General features: G+C 40.6%; 14 protein-coding genes, 22 tRNA genes, 1 rRNA gene and 1 riboswitch. Of the genes, 32 read left to right on the forward strand and 5 right to left on the reverse strand.

The genetic code is table 11. The features are described from left to right. The first annotated feature begins 119 nt into the window (after positions 1 to 119). From rrf to ERX37_RS00120, 24 genes are all read left to right on the forward strand, one after another. A 5S ribosomal RNA gene (gene rrf / locus ERX37_RS00005) occupies positions 120 to 234 on the forward strand. An 11-nt stretch (positions 235 to 245) separates the two neighbouring features. Next, positions 246 to 321 (forward strand) — tRNA-Val (locus tag ERX37_RS00010). Between the two features lie 11 nt (positions 322 to 332). Then, a tRNA-Thr gene (locus ERX37_RS00015) sits at positions 333 to 408 on the forward strand. 5 nt (positions 409 to 413) lie between these two features. Further along, a tRNA-Lys gene (locus ERX37_RS00020) sits at positions 414 to 489 on the forward strand. A gap of 20 nt (positions 490 to 509) precedes the next feature. Further along, positions 510 to 593: transfer RNA gene (locus tag ERX37_RS00025), tRNA-Leu, on the forward strand. 5 nt (positions 594 to 598) lie between these two features. Further along, positions 599 to 673, forward strand: a tRNA-Gly gene (locus tag ERX37_RS00030). Positions 674 to 710: 37 nt separating this feature from the next. Beyond that, positions 711 to 799, forward strand: a tRNA-Leu gene (locus tag ERX37_RS00035). 13 nt (positions 800 to 812) lie between these two features. Beyond that, positions 813 to 889 (forward strand) — tRNA-Arg (locus tag ERX37_RS00040). A gap of 11 nt (positions 890 to 900) precedes the next feature. Next, positions 901 to 974 (forward strand) — tRNA-Pro (locus ERX37_RS00045). 27 nt (positions 975 to 1001) lie between these two features. After that, positions 1002 to 1077, forward strand: a tRNA-Ala gene (locus ERX37_RS00050). 19 nt (positions 1078 to 1096) lie between these two features. Continuing rightward, positions 1097 to 1170, forward strand: a tRNA-Met gene (locus ERX37_RS00055). Positions 1171 to 1200: 30 nt separating this feature from the next. Continuing rightward, positions 1201 to 1274: transfer RNA gene (locus tag ERX37_RS00060), tRNA-Ile, on the forward strand. A gap of 10 nt (positions 1275 to 1284) precedes the next feature. Beyond that, positions 1285 to 1377 (forward strand) — tRNA-Ser (locus ERX37_RS00065). Between the two features lie 51 nt (positions 1378 to 1428). Then, positions 1429 to 1502: transfer RNA gene (locus ERX37_RS00070), tRNA-Met, on the forward strand. Between the two features lie 4 nt (positions 1503 to 1506). Then, positions 1507 to 1582 (forward strand) — tRNA-Asp (locus ERX37_RS00075). Positions 1583 to 1587: 5 nt separating this feature from the next. Beyond that, positions 1588 to 1660 (forward strand) — tRNA-Phe (locus ERX37_RS00080). A 12-nt stretch (positions 1661 to 1672) separates the two neighbouring features. Continuing rightward, positions 1673 to 1748, forward strand: a tRNA-Thr gene (locus ERX37_RS00085). A 5-nt stretch (positions 1749 to 1753) separates the two neighbouring features. Continuing rightward, positions 1754 to 1837, forward strand: a tRNA-Tyr gene (locus ERX37_RS00090). A 37-nt stretch (positions 1838 to 1874) separates the two neighbouring features. Continuing rightward, positions 1875 to 1948: transfer RNA gene (locus tag ERX37_RS00095), tRNA-Trp, on the forward strand. Between the two features lie 2 nt (positions 1949 to 1950). Next, positions 1951 to 2023, forward strand: a tRNA-His gene (locus ERX37_RS00100). 9 nt (positions 2024 to 2032) lie between these two features. Continuing rightward, a tRNA-Gln gene (locus ERX37_RS00105) sits at positions 2033 to 2104 on the forward strand. Positions 2105 to 2114: 10 nt separating this feature from the next. Beyond that, positions 2115 to 2188: transfer RNA gene (locus ERX37_RS00110), tRNA-Cys, on the forward strand. Between the two features lie 58 nt (positions 2189 to 2246). Next, positions 2247 to 2328 (forward strand) — tRNA-Leu (locus tag ERX37_RS00115). A 169-nt stretch (positions 2329 to 2497) separates the two neighbouring features. Beyond that, positions 2498 to 2764: a hypothetical protein gene (locus ERX37_RS00120; RefSeq protein WP_165981918.1), complete on the forward strand. Its 267-nt coding sequence runs from the start codon at positions 2498 to 2500 to the stop codon at positions 2762 to 2764. A 35-nt stretch (positions 2765 to 2799) separates the two neighbouring features. Here ERX37_RS00120 and ERX37_RS00125 read toward each other — a convergent pair whose 3' ends face one another. The 3 genes from ERX37_RS00125 to ERX37_RS00135 form a co-directional block, all read right to left on the reverse strand. Then, positions 2800 to 4335 carry a TcaA second domain-containing protein gene (locus ERX37_RS00125; RefSeq protein ID WP_133428626.1) on the reverse strand — a complete coding sequence of 512 codons (1536 nt, stop codon included), beginning with the start codon at positions 4333 to 4335 and terminating at the stop codon, positions 2800 to 2802. Between the two features lie 9 nt (positions 4336 to 4344). Then, complete coding sequence (locus tag ERX37_RS00130; RefSeq protein ID WP_133428627.1) at positions 4345 to 5205, reverse strand: zinc ribbon domain-containing protein; 861 nt, start codon at positions 5203 to 5205, stop codon at positions 4345 to 4347. A 171-nt stretch (positions 5206 to 5376) separates the two neighbouring features. After that, positions 5377 to 5703: a hypothetical protein gene (locus ERX37_RS00135; RefSeq protein ID WP_165981919.1), complete on the reverse strand. Its 327-nt coding sequence runs from the start codon at positions 5701 to 5703 to the stop codon at positions 5377 to 5379. A gap of 228 nt (positions 5704 to 5931) precedes the next feature. On the opposite strand from ERX37_RS00135, the gene ERX37_RS00145 reads away from it, so the two are divergent. Next, complete coding sequence (locus ERX37_RS00145) at positions 5932 to 6210, forward strand: hypothetical protein (protein WP_133428630.1); 279 nt, start codon at positions 5932 to 5934, stop codon at positions 6208 to 6210. 86 nt (positions 6211 to 6296) lie between these two features. Here the strand turns inward: ERX37_RS00145 and ERX37_RS00150 are convergent, their stop codons facing one another. Then, complete coding sequence (locus ERX37_RS00150) at positions 6297 to 6836, reverse strand: TM2 domain-containing protein (RefSeq protein WP_133428631.1); 540 nt, start codon at positions 6834 to 6836, stop codon at positions 6297 to 6299. Positions 6837 to 7251: 415 nt separating this feature from the next. Then, positions 7252 to 7350: riboswitch (SAM riboswitch) on the forward strand. Between the two features lie 54 nt (positions 7351 to 7404). On the opposite strand from ERX37_RS00150, the gene ERX37_RS00155 reads away from it, so the two are divergent. The 7 genes from ERX37_RS00155 to ERX37_RS00185 all read left to right on the forward strand — a co-directional run bounded on the left by ERX37_RS00155 (position 7405) and on the right by ERX37_RS00185 (position 17527). After that, positions 7405 to 8748, forward strand: coding sequence for an amino acid permease (locus ERX37_RS00155; RefSeq protein WP_133428632.1), 1344 nt, complete (start codon positions 7405 to 7407; stop codon positions 8746 to 8748). After that, positions 8732 to 9640: a homocysteine S-methyltransferase gene (gene mmuM / locus ERX37_RS00160; protein ID WP_133428633.1), complete on the forward strand. Its 909-nt coding sequence runs from the start codon at positions 8732 to 8734 to the stop codon at positions 9638 to 9640. Before ERX37_RS00155 ends, mmuM begins: the two co-directional genes overlap by 17 nt. A 145-nt stretch (positions 9641 to 9785) precedes the next feature. Then, positions 9786 to 10847, forward strand: coding sequence for a hypothetical protein (locus ERX37_RS00165; protein WP_133428634.1), 1062 nt, complete (start codon positions 9786 to 9788; stop codon positions 10845 to 10847). A 9-nt stretch (positions 10848 to 10856) separates the two neighbouring features. Then, on the forward strand, positions 10857 to 11699 hold the full coding sequence (locus ERX37_RS00170; RefSeq protein WP_133428635.1) for a hypothetical protein: 843 nt from the start codon (positions 10857 to 10859) through the stop codon (positions 11697 to 11699). A 1-nt stretch (position 11700) separates the two neighbouring features. Continuing rightward, the gene (locus tag ERX37_RS00175) at positions 11701 to 13221 is read left to right on the forward strand and encodes a class I SAM-dependent DNA methyltransferase (protein ID WP_133428636.1); all 1521 of its coding nucleotides are present in this window, start codon (positions 11701 to 11703) and stop codon (positions 13219 to 13221) included. Continuing rightward, entirely contained in the window at positions 13211 to 14416 is a 1206-nt protein-coding gene (locus ERX37_RS00180; RefSeq protein WP_133428637.1) for a restriction endonuclease subunit S, read from the forward strand. The genes ERX37_RS00175 and ERX37_RS00180 overlap by 11 nt, the downstream gene beginning before the upstream one ends. A gap of 3 nt (positions 14417 to 14419) precedes the next feature. Beyond that, the gene (locus ERX37_RS00185; protein WP_133428638.1) at positions 14420 to 17527 is read left to right on the forward strand and encodes a type I restriction endonuclease subunit R; all 3108 of its coding nucleotides are present in this window, start codon (positions 14420 to 14422) and stop codon (positions 17525 to 17527) included. Between the two features lie 13 nt (positions 17528 to 17540). Here the strand turns inward: ERX37_RS00185 and ERX37_RS00190 are convergent, their stop codons facing one another. Then, the gene (locus ERX37_RS00190) at positions 17541 to 18500 is read right to left on the reverse strand and encodes an IS30 family transposase (protein WP_133428639.1); all 960 of its coding nucleotides are present in this window, start codon (positions 18498 to 18500) and stop codon (positions 17541 to 17543) included. Between the last annotated feature and the right edge of the window lie 125 nt (positions 18501 to 18625).

The following is an 18625-nucleotide window of genomic DNA, read 5'->3' on the forward strand; positions in this document are numbered from 1 at the left end:
GTGGAGCTGACGGATACTAATCGATCGAAGACTTAATCAATTTTAAGATTTTTTAGCTCGGTGAGCTTGGAATCGATTTTTCTTACTTATCTAGTTTTGAGAGTATAATTCTCAATTTGTCTGGTGACGATGGCAGAGAGGTCACACCTGTTCCCATACCGAACACAGAAGTTAAGCTCTCTAGCGCCGATGGTAGTTGGACTTACGTTCCGCGAGAGTAGGACGTTGCCGGGCAATTTTAAAATGGAGGATTAGCTCAGCTGGGAGAGCATCTGCCTTACAAGCAGAGGGTCGGCGGTTCGATCCCGTCATCCTCCACCATTTAATATTATGCCGGAATAGCTCAACTGGTAGAGCAACTGACTTGTAATCAGTAGGTTGAGGGTTCAAGTCCTTTTTCCGGCACCATGTTAGAGCCATTAGCTCAGTTGGTAGAGCATTTGACTTTTAATCAAAGGGTCAGAGGTTCGAATCCTCTATGGCTCACCATTATTTTTATCATTCATTTAGCGGGTGTGGCGGAACTGGCAGACGCACTAGACTTAGGATCTAGCGCCTACGGCGTGGGGGTTCGACTCCCTTCACCCGCACCATAAATGCGGAAGTAGTTCAGTGGTAGAATACAACCTTGCCAAGGTTGGGGTCACGGGTTCGAATCCCGTCTTCCGCTCCATTATTTTTTTGACTACAATTGATATTTATTATACATTGCCGGGGTGGCGGAACTGGCAGACGCACAGGACTTAAAATCCTGCGGTAAGTGATTACCGTACCGGTTCGATTCCGGTCCTCGGCACCATTTAGTTTTATATGCGCCCGTAGCTCAATTGGATAGAGCGTTTGACTACGGATCAAAAGGTTAGGGGTTCGACTCCTCTCGGGCGCGCCATTTATTAGCTACGGGAAGTAGCTCAGCTTGGTAGAGCACTTGGTTTGGGACCAAGGGGTCGCAGGTTCGAATCCTGTCTTCCCGACTTACTTCTTGAAAGCAAAATTTATTTGGGGGCTTAGCTCAGCTGGGAGAGCGCCTGCTTTGCACGCAGGAGGTCAGCGGTTCGATCCCGCTAGTCTCCACCATTTAAATTAATACCATTTCGGCGGCGTAGCTCAGCTGGCTAGAGCGTACGGTTCATACCCGTGAGGTCGGGGGTTCGATCCCCTCTGCCGCCACTTATTTTTAATAGTGAAACCTTGGAATTAGGACCTTTAGCTCAGTTGGTTAGAGCAAACGGCTCATAACCGTTGGGTCGCAGGTTCGAGTCCTGCAAGGTCCACTTATATAATGGAGGAATACCCAAGTCCGGCTGAAGGGATCGGTCTTGAAAACCGACAGGGGCTTAACGGCTCGCGGGGGTTCGAATCCCTCTTCCTCCGCCATTATTTTTTACTTCAGCAAACAGCAATAAATGTGTCATTATTTTCTATTAACGCGGGATGGAGCAGTCTGGTAGCTCGTCGGGCTCATAACCCGAAGGTCGGTGGTTCAAATCCGCCTCCCGCAACTTTGGTCCCGTGGTGTAGCGGTTAACATGCCTGCCTGTCACGCAGGAGATCGCCGGTTCGATCCCGGTCGGGACCGCCATGTATGGCTCAGTAGCTCAGTCGGTAGAGCAATGGATTGAAAATCCATGTGTCGGCGGTTCGATTCCGTCCTGAGCCATCTTTTTATTATGCCGGAATAGCTCAACTGGTAGAGCAACTGACTTGTAATCAGTAGGTTGAGGGTTCAAGTCCTTTTTCCGGCACCATTCACGGAGGGGTAGCGAAGTGGCTAAACGCGGCGGACTGTAAATCCGCTCCTTCGGGTTCGGCAGTTCGAATCTGCCCCCCTCCACCATTTATTTTCTTAGATAATTTATAAATAAATCATAAATAGGGGCATAGTTTAACGGTAGAATAGAGGTCTCCAAAACCTTTGATGTGGGTTCGATTCCTACTGCCCCTGCCATGGCGATTGTGGCGAAGTGGTTAACGCACCGGATTGTGGTTCCGGCATTCGTGGGTTCGATTCCCATCAGTCGCCCTTAATCATTGGGGTATAGCCAAGCGGTAAGGCAACGGACTTTGACTCCGTCACTCGTTGGTTCGAATCCAGCTACCCCAGCTTTTCGTAAGGCGCCATAGCCAAGTGGTAAGGCCGAGGTCTGCAACACCTCTATCATCGGTTCAAATCCGGTTGGCGCCTCCATCTTAATTTAAATGAGTTATGATGCAGGAGGAATCCTGTTTTTTTATATATTTATCAGGCCACCGTGGCGGAATTGGCAGACGCGCCGGACTCAAAATCCGGTTCCTCACGGAGTGTCGGTTCGACCCCGACCGGTGGTATCGAAGAAAACCTATCCAGCAATTCAGTTGGATAGGGTTTTTTGTTTATGTGTTTCTCATTTGTGAAATTGCTGTTTCTCATTTCTTATTTTGCGATGTTGATCAATGATGTTAATGCTAAAAATAAACATGAACTTGCAGAGATGTTTACGGAAGTGTGACTTATACAATGCAGCAGGCAGAATTTGATAATGAAGCGATTAAGCTGTGCTTTGAATGTGCAGGTACTGCAGGTACTGTTGAAGTCGGAGTGGGTCATAATCGCCGCACGAATGGCTATATTAATGATGCGCGTGAAATGCTCAGCTACCATGGCATACAGAAAGATGTGCCGTATTCGTTTAACGAGATTGAGTATATTAATAAAATGCCAATATATAAATTAAAGAGTATCAGCGTTGAACTGATGAAAGAAACGGTGGAGAAGCTCGTATAAAAAATAACCCCATCCGAAGTGGATGGGGTTTCATGCTATTGACGCCATGGGTCTGATGACTCTTCAGGTTTCTGGTACATATAATCGATATAGCCGTTATCATCCATAAGGATGACAATGACAAAACCATTATTCATATTACCATCCATGTAGTAACGTTTATGGCCATCTTCGTCTGTATCATTATACATAGGTTTACCATAATGCTCATTGAGTTCATCGTAATCAATATCCATATAGTCATCCGGCACAATCAGGATATTTTTAACTTTATCGTCATCTGTATATTCGATGCCAAAGTTACCGCAGCGACGTAAGTTGTCCTTAGATGTATCAATATAAGATGAATCAGAACCTAGTAAGTCTTCTGCTTCATCCTTCGTCATCCCCACTTTTACACTTTTAAACTCATCAAGATGTGGACCTTTCATATAATCCATGAAGAATTGCTCAGATGTAACATCAATATTACGTCTATCAGAACGTTCTTCTTCTTTTAATGCTTCTTTTTCCCTATTATCACTGACATAATTCTGCATTTCATCCTCATCGAATTCGATATCAGCAAGGTTAGCATCAGCATCTTTAGTGACTTTGACAGCTTGTGTCGATGATTTGAAGTTCTTACCGTCAATATCTGTTTCAGCGTGAACTTTCACTTCTTTATCCGTGTCAAACGGTCCGATTTTATTGGTATCATTATTTAAGTTCACTTCTTTGCCGTCAGCGAAATAGTTGATGCTATCTGTTGATAGACCATATGCATTGGTCAGATTAACAGTGATGTAGCCTAAGTTGAAGTCTTCAGTGACTTCATTGTCATTACTCATTTTGATATTTAAGTTGCCTTTGAAAGATTTATCATTAATCTTCTTCGTTGCAGGAATTTCATAATCGCCTAACACGAAATGGCCGAGCTCAGCCTCTTCAGATGAGACATTCTTAATAATCTGGTCTTTATCATTATGTTTGAACTGAAGAGTAGAGTCATCGTTAGCATAATATGAAATGTTCTTTTTAGGAACATCAAATTGGTATTTCTTGAAAAGACCTAATGCTTTACCATCTTTGGAGAGTGTCAATGCTTTTTCATTATTTGCATAGATTTCAGTAGAGAACTGATTGAAGCGGTTCAGTGTATCAACCTGTGATTTTAAATCGTAAGTAAATTGATTCCCATTATCAGTTGCTTTGATATATTTGATGAAAGCAGCTGCTTCGTCTTTAGAAATCGCTTTGTTTTCACTTTCAACGAGACCTTTCAATTTGTCAGCATTTTCCTCATTGATGGCTTGTGTAATTTTATTTGCTTGTCCGACAACTGAATACTGGCTCTCAAGAAGCTTATAAACACCAAATAATAATAGCAGTCCGAGCAAACTAGCTAGTAAGATGATTTTTGTTCTTTTTGGCATCGGTTGTTTAGGTTCTTTGTGTACAGGCGTCGTGTATGTGGTAGTTTCAGCTGCTGTTGTGCTAGTCGCTGTTAAATCTTCAACAGGCGTGCCACATTTCGTGCAGACTTTCTGTCCTTCTTTTAGTTCAGCGCCACAATTCTTACAGAATTTCATAATTGCCTCCTAATAATTATTGAAGTAGCCGTTACCGATACCTTCTAATACATTCTGGAAGATAGAGGAGAACGAACCTGCTAATGATGTAATGAGTGAATCTTTAAAGACATTGAGGATGATACAAATTAAGGCGATGTAGATGATTGCGGCATAAAAGCTCGGCATTGACGGTTTAGTATGTGAAGAATATTTGCCGATCATATAAAGAGGCGAAAACATAAAGAGGAGTCCACCCAGGAAAATAAGACCGCTGCCGAAATTAAAGAGATCAATAGCCAGAAGTAAAATACCGACTAAGAAAATAATGAAAGAGAACACATTGACAAGTACATAGTCAGATAAGACTTTCTGGAAAGTCAGTGCATGATTGATTGTAAATTTAGTCAGTAGGAAAGTTGAACCGATAATAACAGCAAGCAGAATTAATAAATAGAAGCATAGTTTGAAAAGAACAGAAGACTTAGTGACCCCCATATAAGAGATGCTTTCAGGAATCTTCATGCCAAGAAGTATAGCTGTCAGAATAAGACCGGCTAAGATAAGAACAGCAGATAGGATAAATGAAAATTTGTGAGTGCCAGAGAAGACAGTGTCATGATTCTTAAATGCCTGACGGAAGAATCCTTTTCCTTCATCGACAAGTTCACGAGACTGAGCATTCAGCTGCTCCTTATCAACAAGTAGCTTAGACGGTTCATGTCCTGGTGTAGTGAATACTTGCTTCTCAATTGTTTCACCCTGAACTGACTGTTTTTCAACAGACACTTGTCCGGCATCAGTTGTTTCATTGCTTTGTACTTTTGTTCCACATTCGCCGCAGAAGAGATCAGACGGCCCGAGCTTATGCCCGCAATTTGTACAAATCATCAAATAAAACCTCCTCAAAAGTATATGTATCAAGTAAATTATAATGTATATCTCTAAAAATAAAGTAATATTTTACAAAAAGTTAAAATATTTAAAATATATATAATGAGTACCATGGTAAATAGAAGAAGAAAGGCCTTATTTATAGATCTATATATAATATAAGATTGTTCATCCTGAAGATTTATCAAGTTGCAAATTGTGTATAGCCTGCTGTGAAGATCCACCTCCTGTTCTGACCAGTGCCTCTACATACTTAAGTCCATGTTGAGCGGCAATGTCACGGGCAAGGTCAGTCGTCAGATGAGAGCTCACACTCATCGGCACGCACACAGCACCGCTCCTGCTTGATATCGACTTTCTGAACCACAAGCCGAACGTCAGCATGTGGATTGAATTCGCGCTGCACACCGCTATCAGCCTGGCAATCGCCTGGACAATCGGCATACTGTATGAAAGTCGCACAACAATACGGACGGTTATGACAGGTCTGTTCATTTTCTTTATTGTGCTATTCCCGCTCATGATAATGATGGCGCAATCGCCGCTTTATACCTTGTCGATAACAGAATATACTGTCTGGATGATCGGCCAGGCGATTTATCTGTTGAGCTTATATCTATTAATGAGAAAAATGTTTTAACGTGGATAAATTGAAAGGAAGTGTTCATTTGACAAAGTCGTTCAATAAAATAGAATTCAGCTACATATTACCAGTCGTATTTCTTGCAAGGTATATTGGGCTCCGTCTTCGGCTATATCTTTGCACTTATCTTCACCACTACAATCGCATGCCTGCTGTGTAATGAAAAGCGAGACTCAGCTGTCTTAAGAGGCAATATTATATCAATGATTGTATCAATTATCCTGCCCCTCATCATGATACAGTCCGGACCAGACGGCACCTTCTTTAAACCATTCGGCTTTGTGGTCTTTCTGACAGTTGTACTGACTATTCTGCAGTTTGTGGTGGGGAAGGTGATGGTTGGTATAAAGAAAGGATGATGCAGGGAAAAGTGCATCAACTAAAGCATGTTTAAAATAAAAAAACTCTAAGTAACTGGAAAATCACTTAGAGTTCTTTCATATCATTATATTTCTTTAATTTTTTGTTCTTCATGATCATTAGTGGTTACCGGTGATACAACTTCTTGTACGGGTATTTGAGATAAACCTGGTTGAACAGGCTCTTTACTTTCGCCGGCAGTGAATACTTTTTTTTCCACTACTTTATCAGGTTCAGCCACTTCTTCTGTTTTATCATGAGTGGTTTTGTCAGCGCTGTGATGAATATTCACCGATACTGCTGAAGGAGCAGATGTATTGTCAGTCTGTTTATAAAGAGCTAACTCGTTTTGAGCATTGTATCTAACACGTGCCTCATTTTCTCTTAACCAGCCAGGAATCAGAAAGGCATCGACAATAACCCAGATAGCTGTAGGAATGAAGAACATCCACCAGTTAATCAGCAAAGTAACAGCAATCATGACAATACCCGAAACAGTCTTGCCCATATAAAAACGATGAGCACCTAATGAACCGAGGAAAAACCACAATAAATAAGCAATTGGACCGCTCTTTTTCTGAGCAGCCACTTTTGATTCGATAAAAGACATTTCTTGAATATTCATTACCATTCCTCATTTCAAATTATTAAAATTTATTCCATCTTTTTGAAGTATAAATACATGTTAATGATACATTATTTCTCCATTTGAAACAATAAGCAATTATTTGATAATCACAAAGGGGCCATTTATGCTGACAGAAATGCATAAAGAGTTTCGGATGACTGAAGTAAAAAGGGCGATTGAGGCAACTTGTGTTAGATGAAATATCGCTACCTTATGATTACATCATTCTGGAAAGCTATCAAACCGAAGAACTGTTTAATAAAACGGTGCTGATCTATAGACCGAAGGAACAACGCCTAACTTTAGTAAGAGAGATGAAAGATTATCAGCATATAATTTTTCACAACCAATAATATCTAAATATATATTGACCTTCTTAAATTTTAAGTGTTATGCTGTATAACAATTAAATAACTTATAAAGAGCAGACGGAGGGAATTGGCCCGATGAAGTCTCAGCAACCGGCAGCTGCACGGTGCTAAATCCAACAGGTTCGCCTGAAATATGAGTGTATACTTTGATACCCCTCTTTTTCAGAGGGGTATTTTTTATGGGAGGAATTAAGATGGCAAATGAATTTAGAAGAGGATTGGAACAGCGTCATGTCATGATGCTGAGTTTTGGCGGTGTAATTGGAACGGGTCTGTTCCTCAGTACAGGTTATACGCTGCAGCAGGCAGGGCCGATCGGCACAGTGGTCAGTTATATTGTCGGGGCCCTGCTTGTCTATATGATCATGAAATGTCTCGGAGCACTAGCTGTCAAACACCCGGATGTCGGTGGTTTTCATACTTATGCGAATATCTATATCCATCCGTCTGTGGGTCATGTCGTTGCCTGGAGTTACTGGCTCTGCTGGACCATCGCAATCGGCTCAGAGATAACGGCAGGCGGGATATTGTTTCAGAAATGGCTGCCGAATTTCCCGGTCTGGCTCTTCAGCCTGATTTTCATCGCTATTATTATCGCCATCAATCTGACGTCCAGCAGGATTTACGGTGAAGCGGAGTTCTGGCTGTCACTCGTTAAAGTCCTCGCTATTGTAGCGTTCATTCTGATAGGTCTATTGATTTTGTTTAATGTCATTCCATCATCACTTAAACCGGTAACAGCAAGCACACAGCTATTCGATGTACCGAATGGTCTCTTTGGTATCTTCATCACTATGCTTGCCGTCAACTATGCCTTCAGCGGGACGGAACTGATTGCGATTGCAGCGGGTGAGACGAAGAATCCTGAAAGCGTCATCCCGAAGGCCATCCGGGCGACCATCTGGCGACTCGTCTTACTCTTCATCGGGACGATTGTCATTATGGTCCTGCTACTGCCGACGGACAAGGCGAATCTCCTGGAAAGTCCTTTTGTCTCCATTCTGGATAGTGTCGGTGTTCCGTATGCAGGTGACATCATGAACTTCATTATTCTGACGGCTCTGTTATCCGCCGCGAACTCAGGCCTTTATGCCGCAAGCCGGATGCTGTGGAGCCTGTCAGAACAGGACAATATCCTGCCGGTTGCGAAGAAACTGAGCAGTAAAGGGATGCCTGTCAATGCCACACTCATCAGTCTAGCAGGTGCGCTATTAAGTCTGTTATCGAGTGTCATCGCCCCGACGATGGTCTACCTCGTCCTCGTCTCAGTCGCAGGCTTCGCAGTGGTCGTTGTCTGGATGAGCATCTGTCTGTCACGTATCAACCAGCTGAAAGCAGAAGGCGTCCGGAAGCGTTCAGCCTACATTCTGCCGGTCACAGCCTTCACCTTGTGCCTCGTCTCATGTATCGGTGTCCTCTTTGACCCGAACCAGCGACTCGCGACACTGATCGGTCTGCCATTCTGTCTCATCGTCTGGCTGATTCACTACACCCTCACACAGAAGAAAGGAGACGGAATCCATGAAACTGCAAGATAAACTGAAAGAGACGATGACTATCCTGGACGGCGGATTCGGCACGACAGTCGAGCAGTTCGGCTACGACGTCAAGCATCCGCTCTGGTCATCGAACTTGATCAAGCATCAGCCGGAAGCGGTATACAATGTCCATAAGGCCTTTGTCGACAGCGGTGCAGACATCATTCTGACCAACACCTATCAGGCAGCTGTCCCGTCATTCCTGAATATCGAACTGACAAGAGAAGATGCAGCTTACTACCTGCAGCAGGCAGTGACACTCGCAAGACGTGCGGCAACAGACCAGACCATCGTCGCAGGCTCACTCGGACCGTACGGCGCGATGCTTGGTAACGGCGCAGAATATACGGGCGATTATCAGCTGACCCAGGAGGACTATATACATTATCACAAAGAACGACTGGATACCCTGATAGAAACAGGTCTCACAGTCTTCGCCTTTGAGACCATCCCGAACATAGAGGAGATCAAGGCAATCAAGACGCTGCTTGAAGACTATACTGACATCGAATGCTGGCTGTCCGTTACGCTGAAAGATAGCACTCATCTGTCTGACGGGACAAAGCTTGAAGAAGCATGCAACGTCGTTAATACGATCAAGAACGTCTATGCATTCGGTGTCAATTGTACGAGTGTCAAAGTCATCGATGCAGCGCTCGAAGGTCTTCTGGAGTACAGTAAGCATCGACTTATCCTCTATCCGAACGGCGGCAGAAAATATGATGCAGTAAATAAACGATGGATTGATCAGACGGACGGTTCACTGGTGGAAGCGGCAGTCAGATGGCAGGCACAAGGCGTTAAGATTATTGGAGGCTGCTGCCAGGTGGGACCGGAGGAGATAGAGGAGCTTGGTTTTAGTCTAAAAGGTAATGAGCAACTGAATAAATGATGACAGGAAGAGAAGTCTATTTAGCTTCTCTTTTTAGTTTCATTAGACTTTTATAATTAAATTGTTATCCGCTTACATTTTCTATTCCTTATATTAGTAATAGAGCATATAATTATATGTAACAATGAATATAAGGGGTGTAATGATGGAGAATTATCTATTTCAGACTTATCATCAACGGGAAAATGTTTTAACCGCTAACTTCTTATTCTTCTTATCGAATGTTCGTAGAATTTCTGAGAAAGCTTATAAGGAATTTCTTTTTACTTTATATGAGCGTGATATCGAAACAGATAATAACTTGTTGTCTCCTAAATTTGTTAACCAAGACAAACGTAAAGGACATGACAGTATTCCGGATGCTACTATCACTCAAGGTTCTAGTAACATTATTATTGAGACAAAGGGTAATGGAGCTTTCTTTAACCAGCAGCAGTTGGAAGCTCATATCGCAAGATTTAACGATGAAGATTTGATGTTATTGATTACGCTAGATAAGTATATGATGGATACAAAATTGCTAGAAATCACTCAACATCTGATTGATGAAAAAAATAAAACATTTAATAATGTGCTTGTTCATAGACATCTTAAATTCGAGGAAGTAATTAAGATAATGAAGTCTATTGTGAATAATCAGAGAGAATTCGATTTGGTAGATTTAATAGATGATTATGAACGCTATCTTGTACAAGAAGGATTAATAGATGATATCGAAGGTAAAATGAGAATGCCTTTAGCGTCAAGCTCCATGGATTCTAATATTAAACATAATATTTACTATCATCCAGCTGATAAAAAAGGATATCGATTTACACCGGTTGAATATATAGGTCTTTATAGTAATAAAGCTATCCGTCAAATCGGCAAAGTGAAATATGTGATCAAGAGTAGCTTTGAGAATAGTGAAATAAAGTTTGAAGCAGTCTATCCTAAGAATTTTTCATTATCTGAAGAGCAGCAATTCGATCTAAAAGAAAAGATTGCGGAAACTGTAAAAGATACAGGCTGGCACACTGTAGCTGAAATGCCCCATTATTTCTATGTAGTTGAAAAATTTGTTGAAACTAACTTTGCAAAAACCACACCAGGTGGAGCAATGGGTGCTCGTTATTTCTCATTGAAGGAGTTATTAAATCAAGAATCATTGTATGACTTTAGTATGGAAGAGATAGCCGAAAAATTGAGTCAAATTAGTTGGAAGTAGAGGTCAGTGATGATTAAGAAAAAACAAGATATTTCTGATGTAACTAAAGAATCAATATTAGATGGGTTTATTCAAGCATCTACTGAGCACATAGCTGATAGTGCAAAAAATACTACTACATCTCTTTTAGGCGATTTATTGATTGATACAACAGCAGGAGCTATTCCAGGGATAGGAGGAGCACTTCAAGGAATCAAACTAAAAAGATTAGAAAAAAACATTCATAAACTTATTTTTGAACTAGCATCACGATTAAGCGAAGTCAATGAAGATTTGAAAAAAAGAATCACAGATCACGATGAGCAATTAAATGAAGCATTTGAATATATTTTTGAATATGCAGCCGAAGAAAAACAAGAAGAAAAAATTAAATATATGGTTAATGGTTTCCTCAATTTAGCAAAGTATGACGGAGTAATTAGTAATGAATTCATAATCACTTATTATGATGTTTTAAAGACATTACGATTAATAGATATTGGAGTACTGAAGTTTATGTACGATGTCAAATATAGACCATTTGACAATGAGCATGATTTAAAGGACTTACTTAATACTTTTAATATCAATTACGATCAGTATCAATCTGTTAGAGTTAATCTTGAAAGAATGGGATTACTAAGTACTAAGATTCAGTCTAATATAGTGAAGGATTTAGACGAAATATCTGACAAAATAGATGAGATTCATAAATATCTAAGCGTATTAGATGACCCTAAAAAGTTAAAAAGGCTATCAAAACCTAAATCATTAAAATTTAAATCTACAGATAAATTTGAAATATCAAAGTTTGGAAGAGAATTTGTAAAGTTTTTTATAGAAGAAGAGAAAAAGAATGGTGAGGATTATTAACATGGCTACAGCTAATCTAGGTTTCGAAGAAAAATTATGGCAGATGGCGGATAAATTGAGAGGATCGATGGATTCTGGGGAGTATAAGAATGTGGTACTGGGATTACTCTTCTTAAAATATGTTTCTGATTCCTTTGTGGAAAAATATAATGAGTTACAACAGGACGAGTGGGCTGACGAAGAGGACCGTGATGAATATGCGGCTGACAACATCTTCTTCGTACCGAAAGAGGCGCGCTGGTCATATATCAAAGACAACGCGAAGAAATCGGAAATCGGTCAGATTATTGATGCGGCGATGGTAGCGATTGAAAAAGAGAATAAATCACTGCAAGGTGTTCTGCCTAAATCATTCTCTCGTCCAGAACTTGATAAAACACGTCTCGGTGAAACAATTGACTTGTTCTCCTTTAAAGTGGGCGATACAGAGAATCGTGACAAAGATACGTTAGGTCGCGTATATGAATACTTCCTCAGCAAGTTTGCCGGTGCTGAAGGCAAGAATGGTGGAGAGTTCTATACACCATCTACAGTCGTCCAATTATTAGTTGAGATGCTAGAGCCATACAAAGGACGTGTCTATGACCCTGCATGTGGCTCAGGTGGACTGTTCGTGCAATCTTCTAAATTTGTACAGGAACATCAAGGAAGAATTGATAATCTGTCAGTCTATGGTCAGGAATCCAATCCGACCACGTGGAAGCTGGCGAAGATGAACTTAGCGATTCGCGGTATTGACTCCAACCTCGGCGAACATAACGCAGATACTTTCCATAATGACCTTCATAAAGGACTGAAGGCAGACTACATACTAGCCAATCCACCGTTTAATATCAGTGACTGGGGTCAGGAGAAACTGACTGAAGACGTCAGATGGCAATACGGTATTCCACCAAAAGGGAATGCCAACTTCGCTTGGGTACAACATATGATATCCAAACTGTCCCCAAGAGGTACTGCAGGATTTGTCCTCGCAAATGGATCGATGTCTTCTAATGCATCAGGTGAAGGGGAAATCAGAAAGAACATCGTAGAAGCGGATTTAGTAGAGTGTATCATTACATTACCAGGACAGTTATTTTATTCAACACCTATACCAGTCTGTCTATGGTTCCTATCTAAAGATAAAAGTAAGACTGGAAAGCGTGAACGAAAAGACAAAGTCCTCTTTATAGATGCGAGAAACCTGGGATTTATGTCCACACGTACTAATAAGGAGTTCAGTGCTGAAGATATCGCTAAAGTAGCGGACACTTTCCATGCATGGCGCGGCACTAATGAAAATGAGTATAAAGATGTATTAGGATTTGCAAAAGAAGTCACATTAGAAGAAATAAAAGAAAATGATTACATCCTGACACCAGGACGTTATGTCGGGCTTGAAGAAGCTGAAGAAGATCAGGAAGTATTTGAAGAGAAAATGGAACGACTAACAAGTGAACTACATGAACAATTTGCAAAATCGCGAGAACTAGAAGACCAAATCCGAAAAGCATTGGAGGGGATTGGTTTTGGAATTTAAAACACTGTTATTAGGTGATTTAGCTAAATACAATAGTGAAAAAATCCTTGTCAATGAAACAAATGAAAAATACTATATTTCCACTGACAATATGCTCGCAGATAAAAAAGGAGTTAGTGGTGTGAGTAAACTGCCTGAAAAAGGAAAGGTTAATTATTATAGAAAGGAAAATATTTTAATATCAAATATAAGACCGTATTTTAAAAAAATATGGTTTTCAGAGTCAGAAGGTGGCCACTCATCAGATGTTTTAAATTTTAGAATCTATAATAATAATATAATTCCTAAATATCTTTATTATTGTTTATTTCAAGATGAATTTTTTAATTATATGATGTCTACAGCAAAAGGAACAAAGATGCCACGTGGTGATAAAAACGCTATAATGAAATTTCCTATTTTTGTCCCGGAAATTCATGAGCAACGTAAAATAGTAAAGCTTTTATCAAATCTTGATGAAAATATAAATGTTAATAATGAAATGATAAACAACTTAGAACAAATCTCTCAAACTCTTTTTAAACGATGGTTCATTGATTTCGAATTTCCGAATGAAGAAGGGCAGCCCTATAAATCAAGTGGCGGTGAAATGGTGGAGAGTGAGTTGGGAGAGATACCAATGGGATGGGAAAGTAGTAGACTTTCTCATTTAGCAGAAATCATTATGGGACAATCTCCTAAAAGCGATACATACAATAATAATAACGTAGGTCTACCCTTAATTAATGGTGCAGCAGATATCAAAAATAGTGTGATTAGTGCTAATAAATACACTACGGCTCCTAAAAAAATAGGTGTAACAGGAGATTATGTCTTTGGGGTACGTGCAACTATTGGATTAGTAACACGTTTAGATACCGAATATGCAATTGGTAGAGGAGTAGGAATTGCTCGAGGTAAAAATGATATTGTAGATGAGTACTTATTTGAATTATTAAATATTGCATTTGAAAAGTTTAAGATAACGGCAAGTGGTAGTGTATATCTCAATGTATCAAGGAATGATTTGAATAATTACAAATTCATACTACCAACGGATTCAATCCTTGTTAAATATCATCAGTTATTGGAACCATTTTTTGAGCAAAAAATGAGTTTATATAAAGAAATTCAAAACTTAGAACAACTCCGCGATACCATTCTGCCTAAACTACTTTCCGGAGAAATTGAAATTCCTGACGATTTGGAGGTGTAATGGTTGAGTCTTTTTAATGAGTCTTATTTAGAAGAAGCTTGTTTTGAGTGGCTTGAAGAGATTGGTTATGAGATTATTTCTGGTCCTGAGATTGCGCCTGATGGTGATTATCCTAAGCGTTCTTCTTATCGTGATGTAGTACTTGAAGAGCGTCTTCGTAATGCTTTGTTTCGGATTAATCCTGATGTTAGTCGTTCTGTCATTGATGAAGCAGTACGTAAGGTAATTGCGAATACGTCTCCTAATATTGTAGTGAATAACCGTAATTTTCATCGTCTTGTGACGAATGGGGTAGATATTCAGACGATTAGTGATGACGGCGTTAATCCGACAGTTAAGGTCTATTTGTTTGATGAGGAGAATATCTATAACAATGATTTTGCTGCTGTTAGTCAGTTCACGATTGTCCAGGACAATGTCAATAAACGCCCTGATGTTATTCTCTTTGTTAATGGTTTACCTCTTGTTGTCATTGAACTGAAGAATGCATCGAATGAAGATGTTTCTATTTCAAGTGCTTATCATCAGCTGCAGACGTATAAGGATAAGATATCTAGTCTATTCAGATTCAATGAGATGATGATTATCAGTGATGGGGTCAATGCACGTGTAGGTTCGCTGACTGCGAATGAGGAACGTTTCATGAAATGGCGGACAGTCGATGGTCAGACCAAGGCTGAGTCTAATATGATGGAGCTTGAAGTGATGATTAGAGGCATGCTGACGCCTGAACGTCTGCTTGATATTGTGAAGCATTTTGTGCTGTTCCAGACAGATGGTGAAAAGGTCTATAAGATTCTGGCTGCTTATCATCAGTACTTCGCAGTGAATAAGGCTGTTGAAAAGGCGAAACTTGCCAGTAGTGCTGAAGGTGATAAGAAGATTGGGGTTGTCTGGCATACACAAGGATCAGGAAAGAGTCTGTCCATGGTTTTCTATGCAGGTAAGTTAGTACAGGAATTAAATAATCCGACCATTGTTGTACTTACTGATAGAAACGACTTGGATGGTCAGCTCTATGATACCTTTAGCAAGTCACAGGAGATTCTCCGTAATTCACCGCGTCAGGCTGAGTCCAGTGAGCATTTACGTGAACTGCTGAATGTTGAGGCTGGGGGTATCATCTTCTCGACACTGCAGAAGTTTTCACCTGATGCTGATGGTAAGATGCCTTCACTCACTGAACGGAGCAACGTCATTGTTATGGCGGATGAGGCCCACCGTTCACAATACGGTTTTGGTGCTCATTTGTCGCGTGCCAAGGATTCTGAAGGTGAAGTGAAATATGGCTTCGCTAAATATGTCCGTGATGCCCTTCCTAACGCTTCATTTGTTGGCTTCACCGGTACACCTGTTGAGACATCGGATAAGAACACACCGGCTGTCTTTGGTGACTATATTGATATCTATGACATGACACAGGCAGTAGAAGACGGTGCGACGGTCAAGATTTATTATGAGTCTCGTATCATTCCATTGGTGTTACCAGAAGATATTCAGCTTGATGATGACTATGAAGATATCACTGAAGATCAGGAAGAGGCAGTGAAAGACAAACTGAAATCTAAATGGTCCCGAATAGAAGCGGTCGCAGGTTCAACTTCAAGGCTTGAGAAGTTCGCCAGTGATATGGTGACGCATTTTGAAGAACGTCTTGAAGGTATGGATGGTAAGGCGATGGCAGTAGTCATGAGCCGACGCATCGCAGTGAATTTATACAAGGAAATTATTAAATTGAGACCAGAATGGCATTCTGAAGATGATGATAAAGGCGTCATCAAAGTGGTGATGACTGGCTCCTCCAGCGATCCTGAAGACATGCAGCCGTTCGTTAAATCAAAGGCAGTGCGTAAACTATATGAGCGGCGTATGAAGGATGTGAATGACCCGCTTAAGATTGTCATTGTGCGTGATATGTGGCTGACAGGATTTGATGTACCATCAATGCATACAATGTATATCGACAAACCGATGCAAGGACATAACCTGATGCAGGCTATTGCACGCGTCAACCGTGTATTCAAGGATAAGCCGGGTGGTCTGATTGTCGACTATATTGGTATTGCTGATAGCTTGAAAGAAGCATTGAAGCAGTATACAGAGAAAGACAAGGGTAATACAGGCATCAATACAGAACTCGTTGCTGATCTGATGATGGAGAAGTATCAGTTAATCAAGGAGATGCTGCATGGTCATGATTATGCAGGCTTCAATTCTGAAAAAGCTTCAGTTCGTATGCAGTCACTGATTAATACCATGGATTTCGTCATCGGCTTAGGAGAGAGTGAAAAGAAGCGTTTCCTGAATACAGTGACTGAACTGGCAAAGGCTTATGCCCTGTGTACAACGACTGATGAGGCACAGGCAATCAATGATGAAATTGCCTACTTCAAAGCGGTGAAAGCGACAATAGTTAAAAAGCTAGGCGGAGGCAAAGAACGTAAGACGTCAGATCAGCTTGATTATGAGTTGAATCAATTGATTTCTAAATCAGTGATATCAGAAGAGGTGATTGATATCTACAAGGAACTTGGCATTGATAACCCAGATTTATCGATACTGTCTGATAAGTTCCTGGAAGATGTAAAAGCCCTACCACAGAAGAATCTGGCAATTGCACTGTTAGATCGGTTACTGGCAGGTAAAGTTAAGAGTATTGAGCGAACAAACTTAGTCCAGGCACGTAAGTTCTCAGAGATGCTAAGCGATTCATTGAACCGGTACAATAAGCGGACTATCGAGACATCAAAAGTCATCGAAGAGTTAATTACGCTCGCTAAAGAAATGGATGCCGCCCACAAACGGGGTGAGCATACAGGAATGATACGTGAAGAAATCGCCTTTTATGATGCGCTTGCATCTCACGAGACAGCAGAACAGGTGTTAGGCGATGATGTACTGAAAGCTATTGCGCATGAACTGACTAAATCCATTAAAGACAATATGAGTGTTGACTGGAACTTAAGAGAAAATGCACGTGCTAAAATGAGAGTCGTCGTCAAACGATTGCTAAAGAAATACGGTTATCCACCAGATCTGCAGAAAATGGCTATAGACACGGTAATCGAGCAGGCGGAGTTAATGGCAGAGCAGATGAGTTGGGAGTTATAGAACTTTTCGTTTGTCAAAATAAGCTAGACAACTTCTCATCTTCGATGAAACTCATAAATACTTCCAATGGTGTCCTATAACCAAGAGATTTTCTAGGTCGATTATTTAGGGAATGTGCAACTTGAATAATATAGTCGTCTGTAACTGTGTTGAAATCCATATCTTTGTCCAGACCGTTTCTTCTAAGCATTCCATTTGAATGTTCATTAAGACCACGCTGCGAAGGTGTGCCTGGATCAGCAAAAAAGATAGATATATCGTGTTGGTTACTGATTAACTCCCAGCTGGAAAACTCTTTACCGCAGTCGAATGTAATGGATTTAAAGAGACGATAAGGTAAAGCCGAAAACATACTGTTTAATGCTTTTTCAATGTCGGATGCCTTGCGACCTTCCGGTCGTAGGGTGATGATCATCTTAGAAACGCGTTCAACAAGGGTGATGACTGCGCTACCATGACGACGACCAACAATCGTATCGCCTTCAAGATGACCGAACTCCTTATCAAAGTCGGGAAATTCAACTGTTCTTTCTGAAATGTGACGTTTGAAAGTCTGACGACCTCTTTTCTCATGATGACCGTTAGGTTTTCTTTTCCCTTTCATCGGAAGTGATTGAACAGGAAGAATATCTTCCCTGAACATTCTGTACAGAGTTTTGACAGAACAGCTGATAGGTTCTTCATTTCTGCCTATGATGGTGTCAGGTGTCCAGCCGTCGGCTATCCTTTTTTGAATATAACTGATCTGATGCTTAGGAAGGACGATTCTACGTCTTCCACAACGGGATTTTCTTTTCTTATAGTTCTGATAGAATTCCAGTGCAGATATACCTGCTTTGAATGCATTAATTACATTATAGACGGTCTGTCTTGAACGCTTAATTCTCCGGCAGATCTCACTGACCGAAATTTTCTGGTGGTAATATGATTCTATGAACGCAAGTTCATCCGTGGTAAGATGTGTATAGGCCATTTGTGCTAACTCCTTATGTTTTCTTTGGTCGGAAATACATATTGAGTTTAGCACAGAAGGCTTTTTTAGTTGTTTAGCTTAATTTTACAATCGGCGACTATTAAATATAAAGGTTAAAATTAAGG

This window comes from Macrococcus hajekii, assembly GCF_004359505.1.
Taxonomy (GTDB): domain Bacteria; phylum Bacillota; class Bacilli; order Staphylococcales; family Staphylococcaceae; genus Macrococcus; species Macrococcus hajekii.

What these genes read in the sequence shown, in the direction of transcription:
- ERX37_RS00120 (WP_165981918.1), top strand. Translation starts at nt 2,498, where the DNA reads ATGCAGCAGGCAGAATTTGATAATGAAGCGATTAAGCTGTGCTTTGAA.
- ERX37_RS00125 (WP_133428626.1), bottom strand. Translation starts at nt 4,335, where the DNA reads ATGAAATTCTGTAAGAATTGTGGCGCTGAACTAAAAGAAGGACAGAAA.
- ERX37_RS00130 (WP_133428627.1), bottom strand. Translation starts at nt 5,205, where the DNA reads ATGATTTGTACAAATTGCGGGCATAAGCTCGGGCCGTCTGATCTCTTC.
- ERX37_RS00135 (WP_165981919.1), bottom strand. Translation starts at nt 5,703, where the DNA reads ATGAACAGACCTGTCATAACCGTCCGTATTGTTGTGCGACTTTCATAC.
- ERX37_RS00150 (WP_133428631.1), bottom strand. Translation starts at nt 6,836, where the DNA reads ATGAATATTCAAGAAATGTCTTTTATCGAATCAAAAGTGGCTGCTCAG.
- ERX37_RS00155 (WP_133428632.1), top strand. Translation starts at nt 7,405, where the DNA reads ATGGCAAATGAATTTAGAAGAGGATTGGAACAGCGTCATGTCATGATG.
- mmuM (WP_133428633.1), top strand. Translation starts at nt 8,732, where the DNA reads ATGAAACTGCAAGATAAACTGAAAGAGACGATGACTATCCTGGACGGC.
- ERX37_RS00165 (WP_133428634.1), top strand. Translation starts at nt 9,786, where the DNA reads ATGGAGAATTATCTATTTCAGACTTATCATCAACGGGAAAATGTTTTA.
- ERX37_RS00170 (WP_133428635.1), top strand. Translation starts at nt 10,857, where the DNA reads ATGATTAAGAAAAAACAAGATATTTCTGATGTAACTAAAGAATCAATA.
- ERX37_RS00175 (WP_133428636.1), top strand. Translation starts at nt 11,701, where the DNA reads ATGGCTACAGCTAATCTAGGTTTCGAAGAAAAATTATGGCAGATGGCG.
- ERX37_RS00190 (WP_133428639.1), bottom strand. Translation starts at nt 18,500, where the DNA reads ATGGCCTATACACATCTTACCACGGATGAACTTGCGTTCATAGAATCA.